Origin of the sequence: Mycolicibacterium sphagni, assembly GCF_002250655.1 — a bacterium.
GTDB classification, from domain to species: domain Bacteria; phylum Actinomycetota; class Actinomycetes; order Mycobacteriales; family Mycobacteriaceae; genus Mycobacterium; species Mycobacterium sphagni.
Window position 1 is genome coordinate 74,788 of the sequence record NZ_NOZR01000006.1, and the last position, 20,613, is coordinate 95,400.

At 67.4% G+C, this 20,613-nt stretch carries 25 protein-coding genes and 1 pseudogene; 13 read left to right on the forward strand and 13 right to left on the reverse strand.

Features of this window, described 5'->3' with window-relative positions; translation table 11 throughout:
* Window positions 1–40: 40 nt before the first annotated feature.
* On the forward strand, window positions 41–313 hold the full coding sequence (locus tag CG716_RS08830; RefSeq protein ID WP_094478562.1) for a hypothetical protein: 273 nt from the start codon (window positions 41–43) through the stop codon (window positions 311–313).
* Here CG716_RS08830 and CG716_RS08835 read toward each other — a convergent pair.
* The 3 genes from CG716_RS08835 to CG716_RS31075 are packed head-to-tail and all read right to left on the reverse strand — an operon-like array spanning window position 310 to window position 5,073.
* Window positions 310–1,533, reverse strand: a complete 1,224-nt coding sequence (locus CG716_RS08835) for a cytochrome P450 (protein WP_094478962.1) — start codon at window positions 1,531–1,533, stop codon at window positions 310–312. The genes CG716_RS08830 and CG716_RS08835 overlap by 4 nt on opposite strands.
* A gap of 23 nt (window positions 1,534–1,556) precedes the next feature.
* Window positions 1,557–1,946 carry a (deoxy)nucleoside triphosphate pyrophosphohydrolase gene (locus tag CG716_RS08840; protein ID WP_094478964.1) on the reverse strand — a complete coding sequence of 130 codons (390 nt, stop codon included), beginning with the start codon at window positions 1,944–1,946 and terminating at the stop codon, window positions 1,557–1,559.
* A gap of 40 nt (window positions 1,947–1,986) precedes the next feature.
* The gene (locus CG716_RS31075; RefSeq protein WP_165774075.1) at window positions 1,987–5,073 is read right to left on the reverse strand and encodes a hypothetical protein; all 3,087 of its coding nucleotides are present in this window, start codon (window positions 5,071–5,073) and stop codon (window positions 1,987–1,989) included.
* Between CG716_RS31075 and CG716_RS08850 the strand changes: the two genes are divergently transcribed.
* Together CG716_RS08850 and CG716_RS08855 are read left to right on the forward strand one after the other, a co-directional pair.
* On the forward strand, window positions 5,063–5,437 hold the full coding sequence (locus CG716_RS08850; RefSeq protein WP_165774076.1) for a hypothetical protein: 375 nt from the start codon (window positions 5,063–5,065) through the stop codon (window positions 5,435–5,437). The two genes, CG716_RS31075 and CG716_RS08850, sit on opposite strands and share 11 nt — an antisense overlap.
* Window positions 5,438–5,760: 323 nt before the next feature.
* Complete coding sequence (locus tag CG716_RS08855; RefSeq protein ID WP_094478568.1) at window positions 5,761–6,048, forward strand: 4a-hydroxytetrahydrobiopterin dehydratase; 288 nt, start codon at window positions 5,761–5,763, stop codon at window positions 6,046–6,048.
* On the opposite strand, the gene CG716_RS08860 is transcribed toward CG716_RS08855, so the two are convergent.
* A complete protein-coding gene (locus CG716_RS08860) occupies window positions 6,023–7,204 on the reverse strand; it encodes a mannosyltransferase (protein WP_094478570.1) in 1,182 nt (393 codons plus the stop codon). The genes CG716_RS08855 and CG716_RS08860 overlap by 26 nt on opposite strands.
* Before the next feature lie 212 nt (window positions 7,205–7,416).
* Here CG716_RS08860 and CG716_RS08865 point away from each other — a divergent pair, with 212 nt between their 5' ends.
* On the forward strand, window positions 7,417–8,001 hold the full coding sequence (locus tag CG716_RS08865; RefSeq protein ID WP_133066897.1) for a hypothetical protein: 585 nt from the start codon (window positions 7,417–7,419) through the stop codon (window positions 7,999–8,001).
* Between the two features lie 14 nt (window positions 8,002–8,015).
* Window positions 8,016–9,101, forward strand: a complete 1,086-nt coding sequence (locus tag CG716_RS08870) for an Rv1157c family protein (protein ID WP_165774077.1) — start codon at window positions 8,016–8,018, stop codon at window positions 9,099–9,101.
* Window positions 9,102–9,130: 29 nt separating this feature from the next.
* Here the strand turns inward: CG716_RS08870 and CG716_RS08875 are convergent, their stop codons facing one another.
* Both CG716_RS08875 and CG716_RS08880 read right to left on the reverse strand, forming a co-directional pair.
* Window positions 9,131–9,277 carry a DUF1059 domain-containing protein gene (locus tag CG716_RS08875; RefSeq protein WP_094478574.1) on the reverse strand — a complete coding sequence of 49 codons (147 nt, stop codon included), beginning with the start codon at window positions 9,275–9,277 and terminating at the stop codon, window positions 9,131–9,133.
* A gap of 44 nt (window positions 9,278–9,321) precedes the next feature.
* On the reverse strand, window positions 9,322–9,897 hold the full coding sequence (locus tag CG716_RS08880; protein ID WP_094478576.1) for an HhH-GPD-type base excision DNA repair protein: 576 nt from the start codon (window positions 9,895–9,897) through the stop codon (window positions 9,322–9,324).
* A gap of 201 nt (window positions 9,898–10,098) precedes the next feature.
* On the opposite strand from CG716_RS08880, the gene CG716_RS08885 reads away from it, so the two are divergent.
* Window positions 10,099–11,304 (forward strand): MFS transporter, encoded by a 1,206-nt coding sequence (locus CG716_RS08885; protein ID WP_094478578.1) that lies wholly within the window; start codon window positions 10,099–10,101, stop codon window positions 11,302–11,304.
* 6 nt (window positions 11,305–11,310) lie between these two features.
* Here CG716_RS08885 and CG716_RS30125 read toward each other — a convergent pair whose 3' ends face one another.
* Window positions 11,311–11,487, reverse strand: a complete 177-nt coding sequence (locus CG716_RS30125) for a DUF5302 domain-containing protein (RefSeq protein WP_094478580.1) — start codon at window positions 11,485–11,487, stop codon at window positions 11,311–11,313.
* 60 nt (window positions 11,488–11,547) lie between these two features.
* On the reverse strand, window positions 11,548–11,991 hold the full coding sequence (locus tag CG716_RS08895; protein ID WP_094478582.1) for a PPOX class F420-dependent oxidoreductase: 444 nt from the start codon (window positions 11,989–11,991) through the stop codon (window positions 11,548–11,550).
* 30 nt (window positions 11,992–12,021) lie between these two features.
* Between CG716_RS08895 and CG716_RS08900 the strand changes: the two genes are divergently transcribed.
* Window positions 12,022–12,543, forward strand: coding sequence for a DUF1697 domain-containing protein (locus CG716_RS08900; RefSeq protein ID WP_094478584.1), 522 nt, complete (start codon window positions 12,022–12,024; stop codon window positions 12,541–12,543).
* Complete coding sequence (locus CG716_RS08905; protein ID WP_094478586.1) at window positions 12,540–13,367, forward strand: class I SAM-dependent methyltransferase; 828 nt, start codon at window positions 12,540–12,542, stop codon at window positions 13,365–13,367. Before CG716_RS08900 ends, CG716_RS08905 begins: the two co-directional genes overlap by 4 nt.
* A gap of 4 nt (window positions 13,368–13,371) precedes the next feature.
* Here the strand turns inward: CG716_RS08905 and CG716_RS08910 are convergent, their stop codons facing one another.
* Window positions 13,372–13,737, reverse strand: a complete 366-nt coding sequence (locus tag CG716_RS08910) for an Rv1152 family transcriptional regulator (RefSeq protein ID WP_094478588.1) — start codon at window positions 13,735–13,737, stop codon at window positions 13,372–13,374.
* 37 nt (window positions 13,738–13,774) lie between these two features.
* Between CG716_RS08910 and CG716_RS08915 the strand changes: the two genes are divergently transcribed.
* On the forward strand, window positions 13,775–14,491 hold the full coding sequence (locus CG716_RS08915; protein WP_094478590.1) for an NAD-dependent deacylase: 717 nt from the start codon (window positions 13,775–13,777) through the stop codon (window positions 14,489–14,491).
* Here CG716_RS08915 and CG716_RS08920 read toward each other — a convergent pair.
* Complete coding sequence (locus CG716_RS08920; protein WP_094478592.1) at window positions 14,484–15,119, reverse strand: class I SAM-dependent methyltransferase; 636 nt, start codon at window positions 15,117–15,119, stop codon at window positions 14,484–14,486. The two genes, CG716_RS08915 and CG716_RS08920, sit on opposite strands and share 8 nt — an antisense overlap.
* Window positions 15,120–15,291: 172 nt before the next feature.
* Here CG716_RS08920 and CG716_RS31080 point away from each other — a divergent pair, with 172 nt between their 5' ends.
* On the forward strand, window positions 15,292–15,423 hold the full coding sequence (locus CG716_RS31080) for a hypothetical protein (RefSeq protein ID WP_094478594.1): 132 nt from the start codon (window positions 15,292–15,294) through the stop codon (window positions 15,421–15,423).
* A gap of 85 nt (window positions 15,424–15,508) precedes the next feature.
* Here the strand turns inward: CG716_RS31080 and CG716_RS08930 are convergent, their stop codons facing one another.
* The 3 genes from CG716_RS08930 to CG716_RS08940 are packed head-to-tail and all read right to left on the reverse strand — an operon-like array spanning window position 15,509 to window position 18,390.
* Window positions 15,509–16,510, reverse strand: a complete 1,002-nt coding sequence (locus tag CG716_RS08930) for an NAD(P)H-dependent flavin oxidoreductase (RefSeq protein WP_094478596.1) — start codon at window positions 16,508–16,510, stop codon at window positions 15,509–15,511.
* Window positions 16,507–17,259 carry a 3-hydroxyacyl-CoA dehydrogenase gene (locus CG716_RS08935; RefSeq protein WP_094478598.1) on the reverse strand — a complete coding sequence of 251 codons (753 nt, stop codon included), beginning with the start codon at window positions 17,257–17,259 and terminating at the stop codon, window positions 16,507–16,509. The genes CG716_RS08930 and CG716_RS08935 overlap by 4 nt, the downstream gene beginning before the upstream one ends.
* A 45-nt stretch (window positions 17,260–17,304) precedes the next feature.
* Window positions 17,305–18,390 carry a CaiB/BaiF CoA transferase family protein gene (locus tag CG716_RS08940; protein ID WP_094478600.1) on the reverse strand — a complete coding sequence of 362 codons (1,086 nt, stop codon included), beginning with the start codon at window positions 18,388–18,390 and terminating at the stop codon, window positions 17,305–17,307.
* 98 nt (window positions 18,391–18,488) lie between these two features.
* Between CG716_RS08940 and CG716_RS08945 the strand changes: the two genes are divergently transcribed.
* The 3 genes and pseudogenes from CG716_RS08945 to CG716_RS30725 all read left to right on the forward strand — a co-directional run.
* Window positions 18,489–19,295 (forward strand): enoyl-CoA hydratase, encoded by an 807-nt coding sequence (locus CG716_RS08945; RefSeq protein WP_094478601.1) that lies wholly within the window; start codon window positions 18,489–18,491, stop codon window positions 19,293–19,295.
* 128 nt (window positions 19,296–19,423) lie between these two features.
* Entirely contained in the window at window positions 19,424–19,777 is a 354-nt protein-coding gene (locus CG716_RS08950; protein WP_094478603.1) for a type II toxin-antitoxin system HicB family antitoxin, read from the forward strand.
* A 67-nt stretch (window positions 19,778–19,844) separates the two neighbouring features.
* Window positions 19,845–20,511: pseudogene (locus CG716_RS30725) on the forward strand (MFS transporter); the annotation flags it as partial.
* Window positions 20,512–20,613 lie beyond the last annotated feature (102 nt).

Here is a 20,613-nt window from a genome sequence, read left to right on the forward strand (position 1 = left end):
GAGCTAACCTGAAGTCATCGCCGTCAATTGGAGGTCTGACATGGCGGTTTACGAAGTTCTCACCATCGCGCTCATCGTCGTGCTGGGCACTGCCGCCACCGCAGGGATCTATCTCGGGCTGCTCAACTGGATCGGCGCGGCCTATATCGTGCGCTGTGCGGCCTGCCGGCACCTGACGGTCTCGTCGAACCGTGACCAGCCGCAGTCGTGTGCGCACTGCCGCCATCCGGTTCTGATGCATCCGGTGCACGCCGTCCATCACCCACGACAATTCGCCGATGTGCGAGTCGTGAGTGACTCACTGAGGCACTAGGGCGTCGCGAGTACCGTTCCACTGGAAACCGGTGCCGTCGGAGTGAATTCGACGGGCATCGCTTCGAGCCCACTGACGAAGTTGGCGGGCCGCAGCGGCAGATGTGCGTCGTCGGCCAGCCGCAGGTCCGGCAGCCGGGCCAGCACCCGCCGGGTCATGGCGGTCAGCTCCAGGCGAGCCAGCTGGTTACCCAAGCAGAAGTGAGTGCCGAAGCCGAAGCTGACGTGGTTGTTGGGGTGGCGGTCGATGCGGAACACATCTGGGTCGCCGAACACCGTCTCGTCGAAGTTCGCCGACTCGAACAGCAGCAGAATCTTCTCTCCGGCATGCAGTCGGGTGCCGTGAAAGTCGGTGTCGCCGGTCAGCGTTCGGCACATGTTCTTGATCGGCGAGGTCCAGCGCAGCATCTCCTCCACCGCGGCGGGCAGCAGTTCGGCGTCGCCGCGCAGCGCCTCCCACTGTTCGGGGTGGCGGGTCAACGCAGCGGTGCCCCCAGACAGTGTGTGGCGCGTGGTCTCGTCACCGCCGATGAGGATCAGCAGTGTCTCGGCCAGGATCTGCTCGTCGGTGAGCCGCTGGCCGTCGACCTCGGCGGAGATCAGGACGCTGACCAGATCGTCGGCCGGCTCCCGGCGGCGTGCCGCGACGAAGTCGCCCATGAACTGGTTGTAGGCGAACAGCGCATTGGCCGCCATGGTCAGCGACTCTTCGGAGGCCACCGAACTCAGCGCCACCACCATGTCGTCAGACCACGCGAGCAGGGTGGCATGGTCTTGCGGTGCCACGCCGAGCATGTCGCCGATGACGGCCATCGGCAGCGGCGCGGCGAGATCGCGGACGAAGTCACACTCGCCGCGCTCACACACCGCGTCGATCAGCGTATCGCAGAGTGTCTCAATGGAATTCAGCTTGGCTTGGACGCGCTTGCGGGTGAAGCCCGCGTTGACCAGTTTGCGGCGCAGCAGGTGCGCGGGATCGTCCATGTCGATCATGTGCGGCAGCGGCGGCGTGGTGGGCCGGATGCCGCCGGCGTTGGAGAACAGTTCGGGCTGGCGCTCGGCGTCGATCACCGCGCGATAGGTGGCGGCGGCAGCCAGGCCGTTGCGGTCTCGGAAGACCGGCTGGTGTTCGCGCATCCAGCGGTACGCATCGCGCGCCTGACCGCTGGCATAAAACCGGCCGTCGGTCAGATCGACGCCGGCGGTGACGTCCGTGAGCACGCCCAGATCATAGGGCGAGATGCTCACCCCCCAAGGCGTTTCGCGAGCTCCGGCAACCACGCCCGGTCCGCCGGAACCCAATCCAGCGAATTCAGCTCGGCGGCGTGTACCCAACGCAGCGCGCCGTGGTCATGCGGGTGCAGGGCACCCCCGGTGTGGGTGACCAGATAGGCCCGCAGGATCAGCAACCCGCCGATCGGCACGTCGGCGCCGAGACGTTCCCCGACAGCCACGTCGACCCCGAGTTCTTCACGGAGTTCCCGCACCAGCGCCTCGGCCTCGGTCTCTCCCGGGGCCACCTTGCCGCCCGGCAACTCCCACAGGCCCGCGAGGTCCGGCGGCCGCTGGCGCTGTGCCACCAGAAGCGTCGTGCCGGAGATCAGCGCTCCGGCGACGACAATCTGAACAGGCATGGCGTGTGACGGTACCGCCACCCGCCATGCCCGTTCGGGATTACACGTCGTTGTTGACGACGGTCAGCTCGTAGCCGCTCGTCTTCCAGGAGGACAGGAAGGCCGCCAACGACACCTGCATGCCCGCACCCATGGGCTCGTCTTGGGCGTTGGCCGCCGAGCTGTCATTGACCGTCACGATGCCTTTGGTGAGATCCACGGCGATCACGACGATTTCGTGGTCGAGGTCGGTGTAATTCGGGTTGCTCGACTCCCCCCCATTCGGGATGGCATTCCACATCAGCGACGCCGAGATGGTCACCATCGTGGCGTTGCCGTAGGCGAGGTTGGCCTGCAGGTCCGACATCGCCTGCGGGCTGTCCTTGTAGTGGTAGGTGTTCGCCGTCAAGCCGAACTTCTCGGCCATCAGCGCCACCGCATCCTTCACCGCGACGCCATCGGCGGTGTTCTCATCGAGGTACATCTTCGCCCCGGGTCGCACCACACTGTTGAGCTCCTGCGCGTAAGCGACCATGTCGGCCTCGCTCGGCCGATACCGGCCCGCGGTGGCCTGGGCTACCGCAGCACCGGCGGCGTTGAGCGTGCAGTTCGAGTAGCTCTGGTTGACGATCGCATACTGCGAGTTGGACGTGAGGCCGTAGACGCCGTTGCCGAGCACCTGGACGGTGAACGTCTGCTGGACGGTGTCGGGCTTCGCCAGTCCCAACTGGATGGCCGCGTAGTGCAGCGCGTTCTGCAGCGTCCCCAACGGTCCGGACAGCTGAGCACCGGCACCGTTGCTGGCGACGATGGTGAAGGTGTCCGTCACTCCCGGAGTGACCAGTTGCGAGTTGGGTGTGTAGGTGTAGGCGCCGGTCGCCGGGTTGAAACTCGTGAGCTCGCCATACTTGGGTCCACTCGCGATTGAGTATGTGACCTTGTAGCCGTTGTGGCTCTCGCCGGAGAGCTGCCCACTGATGGCGCCGGTGTTCGGATCCTGGGGATCGGCGTCGTTCGTGACGCTGGGCGCGCTGTTGAAGAAGATGTAGTTCAGCCTGTCGACCAGCCCCGTCCACAGCGACTGCATCGTGGCCTGCGGTGTGGCCGACGCCGAGGCCGACGCGCGTGTCGTGGAGACGTCCGCTGCGGCCGACACCGCGGCGGCCGACACGATGACACCGGGGGTGCCCCGGTCTCCGGAATCGCCATTGGGACCGGTGTTCCCATAGAAGCCGCTGGTCCCGAACTGACCGCCGTTGCCGCCCTGGCCAAAGCCGCCTCCCATCCCGCCATCCGGGCCGCCATTGCCGCCATTGCCGCCGTCGCCGCCGCGAGCGCCGACACCTGCAAGACCGGTGAACGCGGTGTTCCCACCGGTGCCGCCCTTGCCTCCGGCACCGCCGGCACCACCGCTGGCGCTGCTCTTGGTGGTGCTGCTGGCGCCACCCGTGCCACCGTTGCCGCCGGTACCTCCGGCACCTGCGACGCCGCCGGTGCCACTGCCGTAGCCGCCCGCGCCGCCCGCGCCGCCCGCGCCGCCCGTCCCGCCTTCACCCGCGGAGTTGATGGTCGTCTCCGCTCCGCCGTCGCCGCCGGCGCCACCCTGGCCGCCCTTCCCCCCGGTACCGCCGACCGCGGTGGCGTCGTTGGTCGAGCCACCCCAGCCGCCCTGGCCGCCGTCGCCACCGGTACCGCCGGCGCCCGATGTGCCGGCGTCGCCGTTCGACGAGAAGACGAAGAAGTAGCGGCCGCGCCCCCCGGCACCGCCGGTGGCTCCGCCGTCGCCGCCGCGACCGCCGGTCCCGCCGTCGCCACCGGGGACGCCGTCGCCGGTGTTGACAGTTTCCGCGCTCTTGACGTTGTAGCCCTTGCCGCCGCTGCCTCCGGTGCCACCGGCACCGCCCGATCCGCCGTCGCCACCGGCACCGATGATCAGGCTGCCGTTGCCGCCGTTGCCGCCGGAGCCACCCTGCCCGCCCGGTGAGCCATCGAGTCCGTAGATCCGAGTGATCACACCGTTGCTGCCCGGGGTGCCGGCCTGTCCCACTCCGCCGTCACCGCCGCTGCCACCGCCGCCCACGATCGAGAGCAGTCCGACGTTGCCACCGTTGCCACCGTTGCCGCCGCCGTCGCCGCCCACGCCGCCGTCGCCACCGTTGCCCGCCCAGAGGCCCCCGGTGCCGCCATCTCCGCCCCGGCCGCCGTGGTAAGTCCCGTAACCCTGGACGGGGCTGTTGCCGCCCACGCCGCCGGCGCCCCCGTTCGAGAAGATCGCCAGGGCTCCGCCGTTTCCGCCGTGACCGCCTTGACCACCGTTGGCGGCATTGCCGCCCACTCCACCCACGCCGCCGGTGCCGTACAGCGACAGGAGTCCGGTGTTGCCACCGTGCCCGCCGGTACCGCCCGTGCCGTCCTCCGGAATCGCCGCGCCGCCCTCGCCGCCGGCGCCGCCGCTGCCGGTCAGCAAACCACCGGTGCCGCCGCGACCGCCGGTGCCGCCCGTCCCGCCAGGAACGATGGAATCTGCGCCGGTTCCACCCGCACCACCGGCACCGCCATCGCCGAACAAGCCCGCCGACCCACCGGCACCGCCGGTCGCGCCCGCCGACACGATGTCCGCACCCACACCGCCCGCGCCGCCATTACCGCCGACGAGGCCGCCCGCACCACCGTTACCGCCGCGACCGGCGTTGACCGTCGCGATGCCGGCGCCACCAGCGCCGCCGTTGCCGAAGACACCGGCTGCGCCGCCGTTGCCACCGTTGTAGCCGTCGCCGCCGCTGCCGAAGATGCCGCCGTTGCCACCCTTGCAAGCCGTTGTCCCAGTGCAGGTCTCGGCCGTCCACGAGTAGCCGTTGCCGATGATGATCCCACCGTTGGGATGTTGGGCGGTGCCGTTGCCGAAGTAGAAGCTGACCAGCGATTCCCACGCGGCGTTGGCTTGGGCCTGAGGCGATGCCGCTGCCTTGGCCTGGACGGCGGCGGACGTCGACGTGACCGACGTGCTCGCGGTCACCGTTGCCGACACGTCGGTTGCGGCTGCGGTTTGAGTCGAGCTGTCCTGGACAGCGGCCGCCTGCAAGCGAGCCCTACCGGTCGACGAGCGGGCACCGCCGGCCTTGCTCGCCGTATCGCTGTTGGAGGTCACCGCCGACCGCTTGGACGAGGCCTTGTTGGTAGCCCCCGGAGATGTGGCGTGGGATGTCGAGGTACCACTGTGCGACGAGGTGCTCGATGGCGACGAGGCACCGGTATCGGCTGAGGCCACCGCCGGCATCGCGAAGACCGCGGCGCCCAGGCCCAACGTGATTGCCGACGCGCCAACCCAACTCGCGATGCGGACTTGGCTTGACGACCCCGCCTCGGGAGCTGCGAGTCCGCCGAACTCAGCAGGCAACGCCCGCAACCAGGACCGTCGCCGGCTGGCTCGATGCTGGTCGGTGTCGAGCGAACTGTCCGTCGGCTTCATCACGATATGGCCCCCGATCGATGAGTACATTTGCGCGGATTAACTAACACCAGGTGCGGGAGTCGCGGCATGAAATTCGCACGCGAGTACCCAAATTTCGGCGAGCGTTCCCCGGAGGTGCCCACCCCGCCACCCGGTTGGCGGGTGCGCGCTACCCGATGCATGGCCTGGACACGCCGACCAGCATCAGGCATGGGTGAAGTCATGAGCGGTAGTCCCCCGATTAGCTCTGTAGCTACCGCAAAGACGTCGGCATCGCGGTGCGCGCCTCAGCATAAGGCTAGTTATCAAGCGCCGCGCCATATTTCGCCGCAATGCGACAAAGGGACTGGTACACACGTGTTCCCATCAGCCACACTTGACGACATGTCCGTATTAACCGATGAAGAAGTTGATTCCGCCATCAAGGATCTCGACGGCTGGGAGCGCGCCGGCGGCGCCCTGCGCCGCGGCATCACGTTCGGGTCGTTCCTCGACGGCATCGACGCCGTGCGGCGGGTCGCCGAACACGCCGAGAGCAAGGACCATCACCCCGACATCGATATTCGCTGGCGGACAGTCACTTTCGCCTTGGTAACCCATTCCGAGGGTGGGATCACCGACAAAGATGTGCAGATGGCGTCCGATATCAACGGGATTGTCGGCGACCGCTGATCGCGATCCAGGCCAGCGTTGCCAGCGTTGCCACGATGTAGCTGAGGCCGGCCCAGGCCAGGTACCAGGGCCTACTGATCTGCCAGATTGTCGGCTGGGCAAAGCTGAGCAACCAGGGCAGCCCGATGATCGTCAGCACCAGCCAGCCCCAGCCCAGCAGCCGCGCTCCCGGGCGGCTGCGCCAGGGTCCGTGGAGCAGCCAGATCATCAACGGCACCAACCACACCCAGTGGTGGGTCCACGAGATCGGTGAGATCAGCAAACCGAATAATTGCACCACCAACAGCGAGCCCAGCCGGTCGGAGTCCAGCGCGCGCCAGGCCAGCACTGCCAGCACCGTCGTCACCGCGATGCCGGCCAGCACGACCGGTCCGTAGCCGGCGTCGTGGCCGGCGATGCGTGAGATCGCGCCGCGCCAGGACTGATTGAACGAGGTCCCGATCGGGCCGATGCGGCTGGCGTCGCCGAGCAAGTCGGTGAAGTAGAAGCGGGCCTGCTGACCGATGACCGCGACGGACAGCCCGACCGTGCCGAAGAAAACCACCGCCGAGAAGACCGCCGCGCCCCAGCGGCGCATGCCCAGGAAGTACAGCCCCGTGATGGCGGGGGTCAGCTTGATCCCGGCCGCCACCCCGACCAGCAGACCGGATAGCCACCACCGGCTGCTGTACGCGGCGCACAAGACGGCGAGCACCAGGATGACATTGATCTGGCCGTAGTCGAAGTTGCTGCGCAGCGGTTCGAGCCAGATCCCCACCGCGGTCCACCCCATCGCGACGCGGTGGCCCTGCCAGGCCGGCACGCCCATCAGTCGCTGACTGACCCGGACCACGCCGTACAGCGCGGCGATGATGCCGAGCTGCCAGCAGAACGCCACCAGCCCGAACGGGAGCAGGTGCAGCGGGTAGAACACCAGCGCCGCGAACGGCGGATAGGTGAAGGGCAGCGGGAAGTCGGGCGTCTGGTCGGCGTAGACGTACGAATACAGCGTTCCGGGGTGATCCAGCGCGCCCGCGCCGCCGAGGTACACGTGCAGATCGACGAAGTTCGCGCCGTTGGGCACCAGGTAGGTCCACCCCAGCCGGGCGGCCACGCTGGCGATCAGCAACAGCGGCGCCAGCCAGGCTGGCCGCGTCACTGGGGCCGTCGTGTCCACCGTGCGACTGTAGCGATGGACCGATCTTCGGCGCGTAAACGTGGGCTCCGCACACCAAGCCGCACCCGATTCGATCGCCGCCCGGTGGCGCTCGCATCACCATCGGCCATCACTGCCGTAACGGTTGAATAAACACCACACGTGTCACTTGAGTAACTCTAGTAACGGACTACCTTCGGGTTCAGACCTGCACTCGAGGGATTGGAATTTCCATGCCACGTATTTCAAAGTTGTTCACCGCCAACATAATTGGCGCTGCCGGGCTCTGCTCGGTCGCGCTCGCTCTGAGCCCGTCGGCCGCCGCCGATCCAGGCGCTGCGCCCATCGTCCCCGGCGTGCCCGCGCTCAACATGCTGCAGCAATTCGTCACGAATCCGGCCACCGCGGCCGGCGTGTTGCAGTCCGCGGCGACCGCCCTCACCGGCGCGTCGGCGCTGACCGGCGCACCGTCCACACTGCCGGTGTCTCCGATCAGCGTGCCCGGCGCGGCGCCAGTGGCCGGCGTTCCGGCAGCCGCCCCGGCGGCCAGCGCGATTCCAGGTGGCAGCATCGCGGGGCCGATCCTGCCGCTGCTCAACCAGCTGGGCGTGCCCGGCGACCTGGCCAGCCTGACGCCGTCGAACATGCCGTTCCCGGTGAAGGTCGGCGACAACCTGGCCGTCGGCGCACCGGCGCCCGTGGCGACCTCGGTCGCCGGACCGGCAGGGGTGCCCCCCGCCAGTAACCCGCCGGTGGCGCCCACCACCCCGGGTGGCGCTGGCCTCGGCCAGCTGCTGCCGCTGTCCGCTCTGCCCTGACCAACCACCACCCGATGAGGGAGTTCACCGTGCCGCAGATCGCCAAGCTGGCTCTTCTGCTGACCACCGCCGCGCTCGTGGCCGCGACCAACCTGGCTTTCAGTCCGGTCGCGACCGCGGACCCGGCCATCCCGCTGGATCCCGGCCAGCTGCCCGGCCTTGACGCCATGCAGCTCCTCGGCCCGGTCGTCCAGCAGGCTGCGGGGAACCCCTCATCGGCGCAGTCGCTGCTGCTCGCGGCGGCTTCGCAGCTCGCAGGCAACGCCACCACGCCGGCCGGCTCGGCGGCGCTTGCCCAGCAAGTCACCAAGTTCGTGCAGGATGGCGGGGCCGCCGGCCCCTCGGCCGCACTGCCTTCGTCGGCTCCCCCCGCCGAAGCAATGGGCGTCGCGCATGGCACCACGCCACTGATGACGCCAGGCCCTGGAAACGGCCCCGCCCCCCTGCCTGAACATCTGCCCGACGGCGTACCCGCCGCGATTCCGAGCGCCGACGCGCACCTGCCCACCGGCATCGACCCGACGCATGCCGTCGGCCCGGTGCCCGACGCCCTTCCCGAGGTCCCGACCCCGGTGCATGTGGTGACGCCGTCGGCGACGCCGGGAGCAACGCCGGTCGGCAACTCGATCAACACCGCGGGCTCGACCCCTGCGCCCGCGGCCGCGGCAGCCCCGCCGAACTACGATCCGGCCAGCCCGCCGACTCAGGACTTCATGTATCCGTCGATCAGCAATGGCTGCCTGAAGGACGGCGGCAACGTGATCGCCACCGCCATCTCGGTCGCCGGGCCAGCGAAAATCCCGACGCCCGGACCGGCCGCAGGCCAGACCGCCTACGTATTCACCGCCGTCGGCACCCCGGCTCCGGCCGCCGAGCAGAAGCTGCCGCTGAACGTCACCTGGGTCAACCTGACCAGCGGTAAATCGGGCAGCGTGACTCTGAAGCCCAACCCCGACATCAACTCTGCGGGCCCGACCACACTGACCGCGATCGCCGACACCGGCTCGGGCAGCATCATGTCGACGATCTTCGGTCAGGTGACCACTGTGGATAAGCAGTGCACCTTCATGCCGACGATCGGCTCGACGGTCGTTCCCTGACGCTGAAAAAGCGCCTTCAAGCGCGCGGCTCAGTAGGCCATGAAGAGGATTTCGTCCCGGCCGTAATCCATACCCGGGTGGGCGGCGGCCAGGTGCGCCTTGGTGAGGTCGACGAGCTCGTCCTCGTCCTTGGCGCTGATCGCCTCGCCGCACGGACAATTGATGTGAGTCTTCATGGGTTCCTCCGTTATCTGGCCTTAGCCTTGGCTGATCCGATGACTCAGGCCTTCGCCTTCGCCGCCGCCTTCATCTTCTTCTTGTACGCCCTGACTTCTTCCAGCGACCCCTTGTCGACCACATCGGCGATCGACATGTGGGTGCCGGCCCTGCCGTAATCACCGGCCGCCTCACGCCAGCCCTTCGGGGTGACCCCGTACTGCTTGCCCAGCAGGGCCAGGAAGATCTTGGCCTTCTGCTCACCGAATCCGGGCAGGGCCTTGAGCCGGCGCAGCACCTCGGCGCCGTCGGGGTTGCCGTCGAGCCACAACTGGGCTGTGTCACCGTGGTAGCGGTCGACGATCTCGCGGGCCAGGTCCTGCACACGCTTGGCCATCGATCCCGGAAAGCGGTGCACGGCAGGAGTTTTCGCGAACTTCTCGGCGAACTGTTCCGGGTCGTAGTCGGCGATCAGCCGAGGGTCGATGCCGCCGATGCGCTCGACGATCTTGCGCGGTCCGGCGAACGCCGTCTCCATCGGGATCTGCTGATCCAGCAGCATGCCCGTCAGCAGGGCGAAGGGATCCTCGCTCAACAGGTCGTCGGCCGCGGGATCCTGGGTGAGCTGCAGTCTCGCCATGGCCGACAGTCTAGGCACGCGCAGTAGGACAGGAGAGGCAGATCATCTCGGGTGCCGTCGCGCGAGCACTGACGGTCGCGCCGGCCAACCCCGGCATCGTGTCGATTCCGCTGGCATTCCCCACCAGCCATTAGTCAATTGAGGTGAAAATCTCGCCCGGCGCGGGAATGGTGTGCAGGTGCCCACGACGTTGACCACCACATGACCCGCACCCGGCGAGACTTCGCCTTCGCCCTGCTGGCCTACGCTTTCGTCGCGATCATGGTGGGCACCACGCTGCCCACCCCGCTTTACGCGCTGTACTCGGAGCGCATGCATTTCGCGGTGCTCACCACCACCGTCATCTACGCCACCTACGCGGGTGGGGTGTTGTTCGCGTTGCTGGTGTTCGGCAGATGGTCCGACGCGATCGGCCGGCGTCCCGTACTGCTGGCGGGCACCGTCTGCGCCCTGGCCAGTGCCGTGGTGTTCCTGCTGGCCGACTCGGTGCCGCAGCTTCTGGTCGGCCGGGTGCTGTCCGGCTTGTCGGCGGGCCTTTTCACCGGCACCGCCACCGCGGCGGTCATCGAGGCCGCGCCGCCCAGCTGGCGTAACCGCGCACCGATGATCGCCACCATCGCCAACATGGGCGGCCTTGGCGCCGGGCCGATCGTGGCGGGAATCCTGGCTCAGTACGCCCCGGCGCCGCTGACGCTCACCTTCGCCGTGCACATCGGCCTGGTCGCACTGGCCGCCGTCGCGGTGCTGCTGGTGCCCGAGACGTCGAGCCGCACCGGAAAGCTTGGACTGCAACGACTTTCGGTTCCTCCCGAGGTGCGTTCGGTGTTCATCCCCGCCGCACTGGCAGCGTTCGCCGGATTCGCCGTCACCGGCCTGTTCACCTCGGTGGCACCTTCGCTGCTGGCTAACATCATCGGAATCGGCAATCACGCGTTGGCCGGCTTGATGGCCGGGTCCATCTTCGTCGCGTCAGCGATCGCGCAGATCGGCGGTACCCGCATCGCACCGCAACGCGCCGTGGCCCTGGGCTGCGCCATACTGATCGCCGGCATGGGTGTTCTGGTTGTGGCGCTGCACTATTCGTCGCTGGCCGGCCTGATCACCGCGGCGGTGGTATCGGGTGTCGGTCAAGGCATCAGCTTCAGCCGCGGGCTGGCCGCCATCGCCGAACGCACCCCCGCTGAGCGCCGGGCCGAAGTCAGCTCCACCTATTTCGTGGTGGCCTATGTCGCGATCTCGATCCCGGTGATCGGCGAAGGTTTCGCCGCGCGGGCCTGGGGCCTTCGGACCGGCGGCATCGTTTTCGCGAGCGCGGTCGGGGTGCTGGCGCTGGGCTGCCTGGCCGCCATTCTGTGGCAGGAGGCCCGCGAAAAATCGGGTAAATCCACCTACGCCGAAACGGGCTAGCCTCGACTAGCCGCTCTTGCGGCGGAACTCCCGTCGGGTCCCCGCCGCCCCGTGTGAGCGGGATTGCTTGTTGCCGGCGTCTGTATGCGCTGAGCCGCCGGCCGATTTCGCCTTCTTACGCTCGAGCGCCTCGCGGAACTTCTGCTTGGTCTCGTCCTGCGGGTTGGACTCTGATTCGGCCATGCTGGTCAGACTAACGTTGGCGGCGCCCCAGGGGCCGGAGGCATCCCGAAAAGAGCTGAGTCAGCGGATGCCCGGCGGCATTCCGTAGACATGTGAGATAGGCATCTTCAGCAGCACCCGGCGATCGGTGACCATGGCGCGGCGGTAATCGTCCCAGTCCGGATGCTCTCCGGCGACGTTGCGGTAGAGCGCGATGAGGGCTTCGACGGTGTCGTCGTGCGGTGAGGCCGCCGGCGGGGTGAGGATCGCGTTGCCCTCGGCGACGGCGTAGGACCAACCGTCGTCGGAGGACACCAGGATCGAGGCTCGCGGGTCGCGGCGTAGGTTGCGGGTCTTGGCGCGCGGCTCGGTGATGGACACTTCGATGACCAGGTTTCGCTTGTCGAAGTGGTAAGTCACGTTGGACAGCTGTGGGCGGCCGTCACCTTTGATGGTCGCCAGCACACCCAGTTTGTTGCCCGCGATGACCGCCAGCAGCTTGTCGTCGAACACATCACGGGACATCCTTCGAGCCTACGTGGCTAGCATCGAGACATGACCCGCTATGCGGCTTTCCTGCGCGGCGTGAACGTCGGTGGCGTGAGCCTCAAGATGGCCGACGTCGCTGCCACGCTGACCGACGCCGGATTCAAGAACGTCAAGACCGTGCTCGCCAGCGGCAATGTGGTGTTCGACGGCAGCGGCACCGCAGTGACGGTACGCACGAAAGCCGAAGCCGCACTGCGGAATGCATTCGGCTACGACGCCTGGGTGCTGGTCTACGAACTGGATGCGGTCCGCACGGTCGCCGACGGCTACCCGTTCGAACCCGAGGTCGCCGGCCACCATTCCTATGTGACGTTCGTCAGCGATCCCGACATTCTCGACGAATTGGCCGCTCTGGTTGCCGACGCCGGACCTGAGGAGAAGATCCACCGCGGCGACGGCGTCTTGTACTGGCAGGTGCCCAAGTCGTCGACGCTGGACTCGAGCATCGGCAAGACGATGGGCAAGAAGCGCTACAAGTCCTCGACCACCACGCGCAACTTGCGCACACTGGCAAAGGTATTGACATGACAACCGAGAAGATCGACGCCAGCGCCCTGGATGGCGTCTCGGAAACCGCGCTGATGACCCTCAACGGTCGCGCTCATCAGGCCGGCTTGCCCGGGGCGATCCTGCACGACCCGATGGCCATCGCGCTGGTCGACTCCATAGATTTCGACTTCGACAAGTTCGGCCGCAAGGGCCAGGAGATGGCCCTGCGCTCGATGGCCGTCGACAGTTGCGCGGTCGACTACCTCAGGAGTCACCCGAAGGCCACCGTCGTCGCACTGGCCGAGGGCTTCCAGACCAGCTTCTGGCGGGTGAGTGAGGCCCTGCCCGACCCTCAGTTCCACTGGGTGTCGGTGGACCTGCCACCGGTGATCGACCTACGCGAACGCCTACTGCCGTCCTCCCCGCGAATCACCGCGCTGGCGCAGTCCGCGCTGGACTACAGCTGGATGGACCAGGTGGACGCCAGCAACGGCGTGTTCATCACCGCGGAGGGCTTGTTGATGTACTTGCAGCCCGACGAGGCGATGGACCTTATCGTCCAGTGCGCCAAGCGGTTTCCCGGTGGACAGATGTTCTTCGACCTGCCGCCGGTAATGGTCAAGAGACTGGCCCCGAAGGGCATGAAGTCCTCGCGGCACTACCGGGTGCCGCCGATGCCGTTCAGCCTGAGCACCGTTCAGCTCGCCGCGCTGGTCGGCACAGTGCCGGGAATCAAAGCCGTGCACGACATTCCGATGCCGAAGGGTCGGGGGTTCTTCTTCAAGACATTCTTCCCCGCGGTTTGGCACTTCGGTCCCACGAAGCGATTCCGCGGGGCCTACACCCTGCTGGAATTCGGCTGACGCCTCAGCCGAACGCCAAGTCCAAATACTGCAGCGCCTCAGCCTTGCCCAACCCGAGGGCGCGAGCGGCTTCCACGTATGCGTTGGCCGCGGCGGCCATCGCGGCGTCGGCCGGGTCGGCCCGCGCCACGAACGTCCCGAAGCGGCCGCGGGTTTCGACGATCCCGGCGGTCTCCAGCTCCCGATAGGCACGTGCCACGGTGTTCACCGCCAAGTTCAGCTCACCGGCCAGCTCGCGCACCGTCGGCAACCGGGTGCCGGGCGGTAACCGCCCCTCGCGGATGCTCGCGATGAGCTGCGTCCTCAGCTGATCGAACAATGGACGCGCCGCCCCCGCGTCAACGCGCAGCCAAAGCCCCAACTCCGACACCTGCTAAGTATCGCTTAGACCGGCTATTTTGGGGGATGTGCGTATCGCGGTGCTGAGCGGGGCGGGGATATCCGCCGAGAGCGGTGTGCCGACGTTCCGCGACGACAAGACGGGTTTGTGGGCCAAGTACGACCCGTACGAGCTGTCGAGTACCGACGGCTGGCAGCGCCATCCCGAGCGGGTATGGGCCTGGTATCTGTGGCGGCATCACCTGGTCGGCCGCGTGCAGCCCAACGACGGTCATCGCGCGGTGGCGGCCTGGCAGGACTACGCCGACGTCACCGTGATCACGCAGAACGTCGACGATCTGCACGAGCGGGCCGGCAGCAAGACAGTGCACCATCTGCACGGCAGCCTGTTCGAATTCTGGTGTGACACCTGCGGTTCGCGCTATCACGGCCCGCTGCCGGATATGCCCGAGCCGGAGCTGGAGAAGATGCCCCCGCAGTGCGAGTGCGGCGGGCTGATCCGCCCGGGCATCGTGTGGTTCGGGGAGCAGCTGCCCGACGAGCCCTGGCAGGCGGCAGTGGAGGCGGTGGCCACCGCCGACGTGCTGGTGGTGGTCGGCACCTCGGGGCTCGTCTACCCGGCGGCGGCCCTGCCGGAGATGGCGCTGGCCCAAGGGGTGGTCGTGGTCGAGGTCAATCCAGAGCCGACCCCGCTGTCCGCCAACGCGACGATCACGATCCGCGAATCTGCCAGCACGGCGCTGCCGCGGCTACTGCAGCAGTTACCCGAGCTGTTGGCTAACTAGCTTTCTTCGCCCGACCCAAGGCGACCTCTTGCGCGGGCAGCGGCACCCACGCCGGCAACATGGCCGCGCGTCGGGCAGTGTCGATGACGAATCCCGCACCGGCGATCGACCGCTCGGTCTCGCGGTGCGTGTGGCAGTTCCCGGTGAACCGTGGCCAGATCGTGGCGTCGGCCAGCTGCTGTAGCCCACCCCGCCATCCGGTGCTGGCGATGTGTTCGAAGTAGCGCAGCTCGCCGCCGGGCTTCAGGACAGTGCCCAGCTGACGCAGGACACTGTCGGGCTCGGCCACCGAACACAGCACCAGGGAGCACACCACCGCGTCGAAGGGCCCGGTGGTGGGCATGGTCTCGACGGTCGATTCGATCACCGTGACAGGGACCGGGGCGGCCGCGGCGGCCTGTCGGGCCAGCGGAGCGAGCCGGGTTTCGGGCTCGAGTGCGACGACCTCGGTCACCGAATCGGGGTAGAAGGCGAAGTTGGATCCGGTGCCCGCACCGACCTCCAGGACGCGCCCGCGCAGCTCTGAGAGATTGGCCCGTCTGAGGTCTCTCATGGCCGCGGACTCGTGGGCTGAGAGCACCGTCCAAAAGCGTGCGAAGAACGGATTGTCAAAAGTCTGCTGTGCCATGGCTAGGTGTCCTTCCTTCTCACAACCACCCTAGTCGGAGACGGTTTTTGGTCCTGACCTGCGAGTAAGTGACTCGCGAGTAACCAGCGACCTGACTCGGGAGTAACAATTGCCATAAAACTCCGAATCGTGGCTCACAGATTCCTTAATGGTGGCCCATAGAGTACTGGGTATGTGGATCGACGACACCAGTGCAGATGTCATCAAGATCGATTTTGACGCGCTCTACCATGGCGATTTTTTGGTGGAGGGCGACACCTCGGAGCAGTTCGAGGACCGCCCGCCGCTCGCTAACGCCAGCTGAGCGCAGCGCCGATCGGCGCCATCACCGCTGACCTGCGGCTAGGCGCCTTTCGGGGCTTTGAGACGCGTGGAGTGCCCGCCTGGGATCAGGCGGGCACTTTTGCGTCTTGGCTGGGTTTGACCATCCCGGCCAGCCGGCGGCCGATGATGTCTTCGGCTTCGCTGACGATCCGGCTGACGAGCTCGCCCACCGTCGGGATGTCGTTGATCAGGCCCATTGCCGTGCCCACGCTCCAGATGCCGGCATCGACGTCACCCTCGTCGTACACCCGCCGGCCACGCACACCGGCCACCAGGTCCTTGACGTCCTCGAACTGACCGCCGCCCTTGAGGATCTGGACCACCTCACGCGAGACGATGTTTGACGCCACCCGCGCGGTGTTGTTCAGGCTGCGGAAGATCAGCTCGGTGCCACGCTCATCGCCGGCGACGATCGCTTCCTTGACGTTCTGGTGGATGCAGGACTCCGCGGTGCACATGAACCGCGAGCCCATGTTGATGCCGTCGGCGCCCAGTGCCAGTGCCGCGACCAAGCCGCGGGCGTCGGCGAAACCGCCCGAGGCGATCATCGGGATCTCGATCTTGGCCGCGGCCGCCGGGATCAACACGAGACCGGGGATATCGTCCTCGCCGGGATGCCCGGCGCATTCGAAGCCGTCGATGCTGATGCCGTCCACACCCAGGCTCTGGGCCTTGACGGCGTGGCGCACCGAGGTGCACTTGTGCAGCACCTTGATGCCGTTGTCGTGGAACATCGGCAGGTGCGGCGCCGGGTTGGAGCCCGCGGTCTCCACGATCTTGATACCGGCGTCGACGATCACCTGGCGGTACTCGTCATACGGCGGCGGGTTGATCGACGGCAGGATCGTCAGGTTCACCCCGAACGGCTTGTCGGTCAGATCCCGGGTCTTGGCGATCTCGTTGGCCAGATCGGCCGGAGTGGGCTGCGTCAGCGCGGTGATGAACCCCAGCGCACCCGCATTGGCCACGGCCGCAACGAGTTCCGCGCGGCCCACCCACTGCATACCGCCCTGGGCGATCGGGTGCTCCACACCGAAGACCTCGGTGAACTTCGTCGTGAGGCTCATCGGGGCGCCATCCGGATCGCGCCGTCGAGACGGATCACTTCGCCGTTCAGCATCGGATTCTCGACGATGTGCGTCGCCAGTGCGCCGTACTCATCGGGGTCGCCGAGCCGGGCCGGGTGCGGCACCTGCTTGCCCAGCGAGGCCTGCGCCTCTTCGGGCAGCCCCGCCAACAGCGGGGTCTTGAACAGGCCGGGCGCGATGGTGACGACGCGGATGAGCTCACGGGCCAGGTCGCGGGCGATCGGCAGGGTCATGCCGACCACGCCGCCCTTGGACGCGGAGTACGCCGCCTGGCCGATCTGGCCATCGAATGCGGCCACCGAAGCCGTGTTGATGATGACGCCGCGCTCTTCGCCGATCGGTTCGGTCTTGGAGATCCGTTCGGCGGCCAGGCGCAGCACGTTGAAGGTGCCGATCAGATTGACCTGGACGACGGCGTTGAACCAGTCCAGCGGGAACGGTCCGTCCTTGCCCAGCGTCTTGACCGCGTTGCCGATGCCGGCGCAGTTCACGTTGATGCGCAGCGGCCCCAGCTCTTCGGCGAGATCGAGGGCGGCCGACACCGACTCGGGGTCAGTGACGTTGGCCTGGGCGAAGCGGGCGCGCGGGCCGAGTTCGGCCACCACCTCTTCACCCTTGAGGTCGATCACCACCACCGATGCGCCGCGGTCGAGCAGACGTTTGGTGGTGGCCAGGCCCAGGCCCGAAGCACCGCCGGTGACGACGGCTACGGCGTCCTTGATCTCCACGAATGGTTTTCCTCTCGCTAGGTCTACCTACTGGTTGGTTGGGGACTATACCCAGTCCCTCAGCACCGCTTCGTTGTCGGCTCCCGGGACGCCGGGCGCATTCGGCGCGTCGAGCACGGTCCTGGAGAACCGGGGGGCCGGCGCCGGGAACGTAGAGCCCTGCTCGGTGTAAAAGGTATCGCGCTCGGTGTTGTGCGCCTCGGCGTCCACCTCGGCGAACGACAGCACCGGGGTGCAGCAGGCGTCACTGGTGGCGAAGACCTTGGTCCAGTGGTCGCGGTCGTGGGCGGCGAACGCGTCCGTGAGTACTGCTCGCAGTTCCGGCCAGCTGGCGATGTCGTTCTGGTCGGGCAGGCCGGCGGCGTTCAGGCCGAGCTTTTCCAGCAATTCGGCGTAGAACTGCGGTTCGATCGCGCCGACCGCGACGTAACGGCCGTCGGAGCATTCGTACGTGTCGTAGTAGGGCGCGCCGGTATCGAGCATGTTGGTGCCACGCACGTCGCCCCACATGCCCATGTGGCGGAATGCCCACATCATGGTGGCCAGCACGCTGGAGCCGTCGACCATCGCGGCGTCGATCACCTGACCCTTGCCGGAGCGCTCGCGCTCCCACAGCGCGGACAGGATGCCGACCAGCAGGAACATCGAACCGCCACCGAAGTCGCCGGCCAGGTTCAGCGGCGGGACGGGGCGCTCGTTGACCCGGCCGACCGCGTGCAGAATGCCGTTGAGCGAGATGTAGTTGATGTCGTGGCCGGCCTGCTGGCTACGCGGGCCGGTCTGGCCCCAGCCGGTCATGCGGCCATAGATCAGCCGTTCGTTGACCTTGGCGCAGTCCTCCGGGCCCAGGCCGAGGCGTTCGGTGACGCCGGGACGGAAGCCCTCGATGAGTACGTCGGCTTTCGCAATGAGCCCGAGCACCATGTCGCGGTCGGCGGGATCTTTGAGGTTGGCGCCCACCGAGCGACGGCTGCGCAATAGGTAATCGTTGCTGGGGGTCCCGGTGCCCTTGCCGAGCCGGTCGATGCGGACGACGTCGGCGCCCAGGTCGCCGAGGATCATCGCGGCGTGCGGACCCGGGCCGATGCCGGCCAATTCGACGACGCGCAAACCGTGTAGTGGTCCGGCCATAGGTGTCTACCCTCCAGTTGATTGATCGCCCGCCTTAACTATTTACACCTGGGCCGACCCGGCGCGGGCTGCGCCCCCGTCGGCGCTAAGGTGCAGCCATGACGACCATCGACGCCTACGCCGGCATCCCGGAACTGACCGTGTCGCTCGACGGCGGATTGCTCTCGGTGACGCTGAATCGGCCCGACAGCCTGAACTCGCTGAACGCGGCGATGTTGCGGACGGTGGCCGACGTCTTGGCGCACGCGGCCGATGACCCCGCGGTGCGGGTGGTGCGCCTCAGCGGGGCCGGCCGAGGGTTCAGCTCCGGTGCCGGCATCAGCGCCGAGGATCAGTCCAACCGCAGGCCGGATACGCCGGACGAGGTGCTGATCGAGGCTAACCGCGCGGTGAAGGCCATCGTCAGCCTGCCCAAGCCGGTGGTGGCGGTGGTGCAGGGCCCGACGGCTGGAGTCGGGGTGTCGCTGGCGCTGGCCTGCGACATCGTGTTGGCCTCGGAGAAGGCGTTTTTCCTGTTGGCGTTCACCAAGATCGGGCTGATGCCCGACGGCGGCGCGTCGGCGTTGGTGGCCGCTTCCATCGGCCGGGCCCGCGCCATGAAGATGGCACTTCTGGCCGAACGCATTTCGGCCGCCGAAGCCTTCGACTTCGGGCTCGTCAGCGCGGTGTACGCACCGGATGAGCTGGAGGCCGGGGTGGCCGCGGTGATCGACAAGCTGGCGTCCGGTCCGGCCGTCGCGCTGCGCAAGACCAAGCAGGCGATCAACGCCGCGACGCTGACCGAGCTCGACGCGGCCATCGGCCGGGAGAGCGAAGGCCAGCGAATTCTCCTGGAGTCGAAGGACTTTCGCGAGGGCACCAAGGCCTTCCAGGAGCACCGCACGCCTACATTCACCGACGACTAGGCACTTCACTTCTCCAGAACCCGATATCACCGGCGATATCACGTTCCGGAGAAGCCACCCACCCCCACGCAGAACGAGCCAACCGACGCCGGCCAAAAAATGTCGGACCACCTCGCCATTATCAGGCGATGACGTATTACACCTACCGCGCGGAGTGGTCCGACGACTACTGCCAATACCTCGGTATGTGCCTGGAATTCAAGGGCCGCTACGCAACTGCGCTGACGCCACACCAAGCGATCGAGCGCGTCGAGCAGATGGTCGCCAAAGAGCTCGAGGAACTGGCCGACCTCGGCTTGGATCCCCCACCCTCGCTCACCGACCGCCGCTACAGCGGGAACTTCGCGGTCCGCACATCGCGGGTCCTGCATGAGCGGCTCACGATCGAGGCTGCCGAACAAGGAGTTTCGTTGAATCAGTGGGTCAGCTACAAACTGGCCGGCCGCCCGGTGCCCAACGGCTTCGACGAGCTCTTCGACTGAGCCGAAAATCGTTGGACGTGGCACTGATCCGTCGGCGACCATCGGTGGCATGAGTACGCACCACAACATCGACGAGCCGGTGACGACCGCCGGCCGTTGGCGCGTGCTCGCGCCCTTCAGATACCGCGAATTCCGGCTGCTCATCGCGGCGATGTCGCTGTTCCTGTTCGCCGAGGGCATGTGGACGGTCGTGATGGCCTTACAGGTCATCGCCCTGGCGGACGACCCCGCTGCGCTCTCCCTGGTCGCGGCCTGCCTCGCCGGCGGCATGCTGGCCTTCATCCTGGTCGGCGGCATTGTCGCCGACCGCGTTCCGCAGCGCGCAATCATCGTCGCCGTCGAAGCCGCCAACGTCGCCGCGACGGGCGCGGTGGCCGCCCTCGGCCTGCTCGGCGAGCTCCGACTGTGGCATATGGCTGTTGCCGCAACGGTTCTCGGCGTCGGCGCGGCCTTCTTCTTCCCCGCCTGAACACTTGCTGGCCGCCAACGGTGTCGAAGGCGCGGTTCGCCCGACACTGCAGCAGGCCATCGGCCCCGCCACGGCCGGCATCCTGATCGGGCTTACCTTCCCTGCGTTGGGTTCTGTGGCGGTGACCGTGCTCATGGCGATCGGACTGATTCTGCTGGTGGCGATGCGTCCGGGCCACGGCGAGCACATCGTGATGACCGTCGAGCGGGACAAGCCGCACGTAATCACCGATCTGCGCGAGGGTCTGCGGTTCGTGGTGCACACTGGTGATCCCCGTCGAGGCCATCTTAGCGGTGGCCGGTATCGCGCCCGTACTGCTCGCCGCGGTCGCGCTCGCGGCGGCGCGCATGCCACGCGACGAAATCGC

What these genes read in the sequence shown, in the direction of transcription:
- CG716_RS08945 (WP_094478601.1), top strand. Translation starts at nt 18,489, where the DNA reads ATGACGACCATCGACGCCTACGCCGGCATCCCGGAACTGACCGTGTCG.
- CG716_RS30125 (WP_094478580.1), bottom strand. Translation starts at nt 11,487, where the DNA reads ATGGCCGAATCAGAGTCCAACCCGCAGGACGAGACCAAGCAGAAGTTC.
- CG716_RS08870 (WP_165774077.1), top strand. Translation starts at nt 8,016, where the DNA reads ATGAGGGAGTTCACCGTGCCGCAGATCGCCAAGCTGGCTCTTCTGCTG.
- CG716_RS08855 (WP_094478568.1), top strand. Translation starts at nt 5,761, where the DNA reads ATGTCCGTATTAACCGATGAAGAAGTTGATTCCGCCATCAAGGATCTC.
- CG716_RS08830 (WP_094478562.1), top strand. Translation starts at nt 41, where the DNA reads ATGGCGGTTTACGAAGTTCTCACCATCGCGCTCATCGTCGTGCTGGGC.
- CG716_RS08905 (WP_094478586.1), top strand. Translation starts at nt 12,540, where the DNA reads ATGACAACCGAGAAGATCGACGCCAGCGCCCTGGATGGCGTCTCGGAA.
- CG716_RS08895 (WP_094478582.1), bottom strand. Translation starts at nt 11,991, where the DNA reads ATGTCCCGTGATGTGTTCGACGACAAGCTGCTGGCGGTCATCGCGGGC.
- CG716_RS08875 (WP_094478574.1), bottom strand. Translation starts at nt 9,277, where the DNA reads ATGAAGACTCACATCAATTGTCCGTGCGGCGAGGCGATCAGCGCCAAG.
- CG716_RS08880 (WP_094478576.1), bottom strand. Translation starts at nt 9,897, where the DNA reads ATGGCGAGACTGCAGCTCACCCAGGATCCCGCGGCCGACGACCTGTTG.
- CG716_RS08950 (WP_094478603.1), top strand. Translation starts at nt 19,424, where the DNA reads ATGACGTATTACACCTACCGCGCGGAGTGGTCCGACGACTACTGCCAA.
- CG716_RS08840 (WP_094478964.1), bottom strand. Translation starts at nt 1,946, where the DNA reads ATGCCTGTTCAGATTGTCGTCGCCGGAGCGCTGATCTCCGGCACGACG.
- CG716_RS08865 (WP_133066897.1), top strand. Translation starts at nt 7,417, where the DNA reads ATGCCACGTATTTCAAAGTTGTTCACCGCCAACATAATTGGCGCTGCC.
- CG716_RS08920 (WP_094478592.1), bottom strand. Translation starts at nt 15,119, where the DNA reads ATGGCACAGCAGACTTTTGACAATCCGTTCTTCGCACGCTTTTGGACG.
- CG716_RS08885 (WP_094478578.1), top strand. Translation starts at nt 10,099, where the DNA reads ATGACCCGCACCCGGCGAGACTTCGCCTTCGCCCTGCTGGCCTACGCT.
- CG716_RS08930 (WP_094478596.1), bottom strand. Translation starts at nt 16,510, where the DNA reads ATGAGCCTCACGACGAAGTTCACCGAGGTCTTCGGTGTGGAGCACCCG.
- CG716_RS31080 (WP_094478594.1), top strand. Translation starts at nt 15,292, where the DNA reads ATGTGGATCGACGACACCAGTGCAGATGTCATCAAGATCGATTTTGAC.
- CG716_RS08940 (WP_094478600.1), bottom strand. Translation starts at nt 18,390, where the DNA reads ATGGCCGGACCACTACACGGTTTGCGCGTCGTCGAATTGGCCGGCATC.
- CG716_RS08900 (WP_094478584.1), top strand. Translation starts at nt 12,022, where the DNA reads ATGACCCGCTATGCGGCTTTCCTGCGCGGCGTGAACGTCGGTGGCGTG.